Origin of the sequence: Virgibacillus alimentarius, from assembly GCF_000709085.1 — a bacterium.
GTDB lineage: Bacteria > Bacillota > Bacilli > Bacillales > Amphibacillaceae > Virgibacillus_B > Virgibacillus_B alimentarius.
On the sequence record NZ_JFBD01000138.1, the window covers coordinates 1 to 4,755 of the forward strand.

The window sequence follows — 4,755 nt, forward strand, 5'->3', positions numbered from 1 at the left end:
TTTTTAAATTCGCAATTCCCTTATTAATTCCATTAATTTTAAAGTATGTTATTGATAATATTATTAATGCGGGTCACTTAAGTGATTCGTCAAAAATTAATCAGCTTTTTTTATTAATGGGAATAGCCTTCTTTGTGTTTCTTATCCTTCGACCGCCAATCGAGTATTTCCGACAATACTTGGCACAGTGGGTAGGTAACAAAATCCTTTATGACATAAGAGATAGGCTGTTTGAGCATATTCAAAAATTAAGTTTAAAATTCTATTCTACGACAAAAACCGGAGAAATTATTTCCCGGATAATACATGATGTCGAACAAACAAAGATTTTTGTAGTTACTGGTCTCATGAATGTTTGGCTTGATATGATAACCATCCTTATAGCGATAGGAATTATGCTTACAATGGATGTGTCCTTAACGATTGTTGCAATTATACTGTTTCCTTTGTTTGGTTTTTCGATTAAGTATTTTTATGGCCGCTACGCCGTTTAACGAGGGAAAGGTCCCAGGCACTTGCAGAAGTACAAGGGCATCTGCATGAAAGAGTACAGGGTATGCCAGTAACAAGAAGTTTTGCACTAGAAGATTATGAGCAGGAACAATTTGGAATACGCAATGAAAATTTCTTAACGAAAGCGTTAAAGCATACAAGCTGGAATGCTAAAACATTTGCAGCAACAAATACCATTACAGATTTGGCACCGTTGCTTGTAATTACGTTTGCAGGATACCAAGTAATTTCCGGGAATTTGACAATGGGCACAATGGTTGCCTTTGTTGGGTATATGGAAAGAGTATATAGTCCCCTGCGACGTTTAATCAATTCTTCCACTACGCTGACACAATCCATTGCATCCATTGATCGTGTCTTTGAATTAATGAATGAAAAATACGATATTGTTGATAAAGAAAATGCAATAAAACTCGGACGTGTTGATGGAACGATTGACATGGAAAATGTCCTATTTCAATATGACGAAGAGGAAGCGTACGTGCTAAAAAATATAAACCTTTCCGTTGAAAAAGGCGAAACCATTGCTTTAGTTGGCATGAGCGGGGGAGGGAAATCAACATTAATAAGCTTAATTCCCCGTTTTTATGACGTCACAGATGGATCTATTAAAGTAGATGGTATGGATATTCGTGATGTGAACGCCAGGTCATTGCGTAATAATATTGGAATGGTATTGCAAGATAACACGCTATTTAGCGAATCGATAGCTGTAAATATTCGTATGGGAAATCCGAATGCTACAGATGAAGAAGTCATTGCAGCCGCAAAAGCAGCCAACGCACATGATTTTATAATCAGTTTGCCATACGGCTACGATACGCAGGTAGGGGAAAGAGGCGTAAAGCTTTCTGGCGGACAAAAACAACGAATCGCGATAGCTCGGGTATTCTTAAAGAACCCACCAATCTTAATTTTTGATGAGGCCACATCTGCTTTGGATCTGGAAAGTGAGCATACGATCCAAGAAGCAATGGAGAAATTAGCATCTGATCGCACGACATTTATTGTTGCTCATCGTTTAGCTACGATTACGCATGCTGATCGAATTGTTGTGATTGAACACGGGGAGATTCAGGAGATAGGTTCACATGATGAACTTATGCGGCTTAAAGGAAGCTATTATGAGTTATATCAAGTACAGGATTTAGATGCGATCTAGACAAGTACCAGGCATAAGAATGAAATAAAGGGTGAAGATGAGAGAGGGTTCCTCGTAAGAAAATTTACAAGGAACCCTCTATTCATTTTCTATTTTATTTTAATTGGCTAAATGCATGTCCTACAGCGTTGATGGTTTCATCAATATCTGCTTCTGTATGTTCTGTTGTTAAAAACCATGCTTCGAATTTGGAGGGAGCTAAATTAATTCCTTGATGGAGCATTAGCTTGAAAAATTTACCGAATAATTCACCATCGGTTGCCTCAGCCTCAGCATAATTTGTTACTTTATCTTCGCTAAAAAAGACGGTCAATGCGCCACATCGGCGGTTGACGGTAACAGGGATATTTGCCTGGTTAGCTTTTTCTAATATTCCTTTTTCCAGACGCGCTCCCAGCTGATCCAATTTTTCGTAAGTACCTTCTTGCTGCAATACCTCAAGGCATGCTATCCCGGAAGCCATAGAAGCAGGATTGCCAGCCATCGTTCCTGCCTGATATGCAGGTCCGAGCGGGGCAACCTGTTCCATAATATCTTTTCGTCCACCGTATGCACCAATCGGTAAACCACCACCAATAATCTTGCCCATTGCTGTCATATCAGGTTCTACTTCATATAATTGTTGTGCACTTCCGTATGTAAAGCGAAATGCAGAAATAACTTCATCATAAATTACTAATGCGCCAACTTCATGTGTCAGGTTGTTAACTGTTTGCAAGAATCCTTCATGTGGTTCTACAATACCAAAATTTCCAACAAGCGGTTCCACTACTACTGCAGCAATTTGATCTCCCCATTTGCTGAGTGCTTCTTTAAAGGAAGGAAGATCGTTAAAAGGAACAGTAATTACTTCTTCGGCAACAGCCTTTGGGATTCCAGCTGAATCAGGCGTCCCTAATGTGGCAGGGCCAGATCCTGCTTCTACTAAAACCGAATCAAAATGTCCATGATAACAACCTGCAAATTTGATTATTTTTGTACGATTTGTAAAGGCCCGTGCAACTCGAATTGTTGTCATCACTGCTTCTGTGCCAGAATTTACAAAACGCACCTTATCAAGGGAAGGTATTGTTTCTTTTAGTATTTGAGCAAATGTATTTTCAAGTTTCGTTGGAGTTCCGTATAAAACACCATTTGTAGCAGCATTCGTTATTGCTTTTGCAATATGGGGATGGGCATGTCCAGTAATAATTGGACCATATGCGGCTAAATAATCAATATATTTATTCCCATCTACGTCCCAAAAATAAGCCCCTTTTGCATGTTCCATATAGACAGGGGTACCGCCTCCGACACCATTATATGCTCTAGACGGCGAGTTAACTCCTCCAACAATATGTTCCAGCGCTTCTTCATACAGTGCCTCTGAATTTGTAAATTTCATCAAACTTGCCTCCTCTTCCATAATGAACAAATCACATAGCCTTTTTTAACTTAGCGGTGTATAGCTTACGTATAAAAATAAAGTTTATAAAATGTACAATAAAATAGGCCATGATGACAACGATACTTGGTAATAAAATTGATGATGCCAGCATATTTTGCAGTGCCTTAAAAGCAAAGCTGGCATGAATAACTGCAACGAAAAAAGGTATAAAGAATAAAAATCCTAGCTGTTTAGTGATAATTTTTTTCATTTCAGACTCGGTTAACCCAAGCCGATATAACGAATGAAAATGATCCAGATCTTTATCAATATTTTGATACAAGCGGAAGTATAAAATGGAACCAGCTACTAGGAAAAACAGCACACTAATAAATATACCAAAAAAGAACGAGTAAGACATACTGTCCTTCATATTAACATAAAATTCAGCCTTTGATTCAGGGTAGGCGACCTCAAAATCAACAGAATCCAAAATGGTTTTCGTTTTTTCTTTATGGTTTATCCAATTGGGAATATGCATGATGTAATTATAATATATTTCGTCTTCTGAGCTCCGTTCGTATAGCCTATTGTATAAGTCATCAGATATTATGATTGGAAAAGAAGTAAATAGATTATTATTCGTATTAGCTGTTTTTAATTTAATGTCTAGTAATTGATGATCAAATTCAAAGGAAAGTTTTTTAGGTGTTTCTAATCTGATCTGTGAAAGAAAGTCATTTATTAACAGATAGCCTGTATTTGATGTTGGTTGAAATGTACTGGTTTGTTCGCTCATTTCGGTTAATTTTCTATAATTTGAAAAGGAAAAGAATGTATGTTGTTCTGCCTCCTTCCAGTTATTTGTATCGGTATAGGCCTCTGTTCTAACACTGTTGATGACCGCTGATGTAAAATCTATATTCGCCTTACGAAATTCCTTTTTTATTCTATTAATTTCCTTCTGAAATTCGTCTTTATCCACATCTCTTTGAGAAACGATAGATACATCTTGTGGGATAAATCTTTCGGTTTCGGTTATCACACTTTGGAACAAACCATATATAACACCTGAAGATGTAAAAGCAACTGCACTTAGAATAGCAGAAAAAAAGAGTAGCCGTGCATTATCTTTCAATTTATAAGTAAAGTCTGAGATGATCAATAAATTCAGATATCGATAATAGTAATGCTTACTGCGCTTTAAGAGATTCGTGCATGCAATACTAAGCTGAGTAAAGAGAAAATATGTACCTGGAATAATCAATGCTAAAATTGGAAACATGCGCCACATCATAGACATCATATTAGCGGTATAGGCTAAGTAATAAGCATAACCGATAGTACTGAGAGATAAGATACTCAATATCCAAGAAAAATTTGGTTCTTTTTTCGCTTTCGTAGTACCTTGAAATACATCCATAATAGCGTTTGTCCGTAATGACCATACAACGATAATTGAATTGAACTCAAACATGATAAAAAATAAAAATGCAGTTAGTCCAATCGCTTCCATGGAAATATAAAAAGGTAAAATTTCATCCAGTCCAAGAACCAAAGACAAAATCATTAAAAATACTTTCAGCAGCAAAGCACCAACTAGAAGACCAACAATGATTGCAACGCATCCAATAATAGTATTTTCAAGAATCAGCATTTGATTTAACTGGGATTTACTAATCCCAAATGTTGTTAACAAACCATATTCTTTTTT

Annotated in this window: 2 protein-coding genes and 1 pseudogene; 1 reads left to right on the forward strand and 2 read right to left on the reverse strand. The window is 36.8% G+C overall.

All coding sequences use genetic code 11. The annotated features are described in order from the left end of the window. Positions 1-1,675 (forward strand): annotated as a pseudogene (locus tag GZ63_RS16970) (ABC transporter ATP-binding protein); the annotation flags it as partial. 94 nt (positions 1,676-1,769) lie between these two features. Here GZ63_RS16970 and GZ63_RS0116015 read toward each other — a convergent pair. After that, on the reverse strand, positions 1,770-3,059 hold the full coding sequence (locus GZ63_RS0116015; protein WP_029271297.1) for a glutamate-1-semialdehyde 2,1-aminomutase: 1,290 nt from the start codon (positions 3,057-3,059) through the stop codon (positions 1,770-1,772). Between the two features lie 31 nt (positions 3,060-3,090). Continuing rightward, positions 3,091-4,755: ABC transporter permease (locus GZ63_RS0116020; RefSeq protein ID WP_029271299.1), on the reverse strand; the 1,665-nt coding region annotated here is incomplete at its 5' end.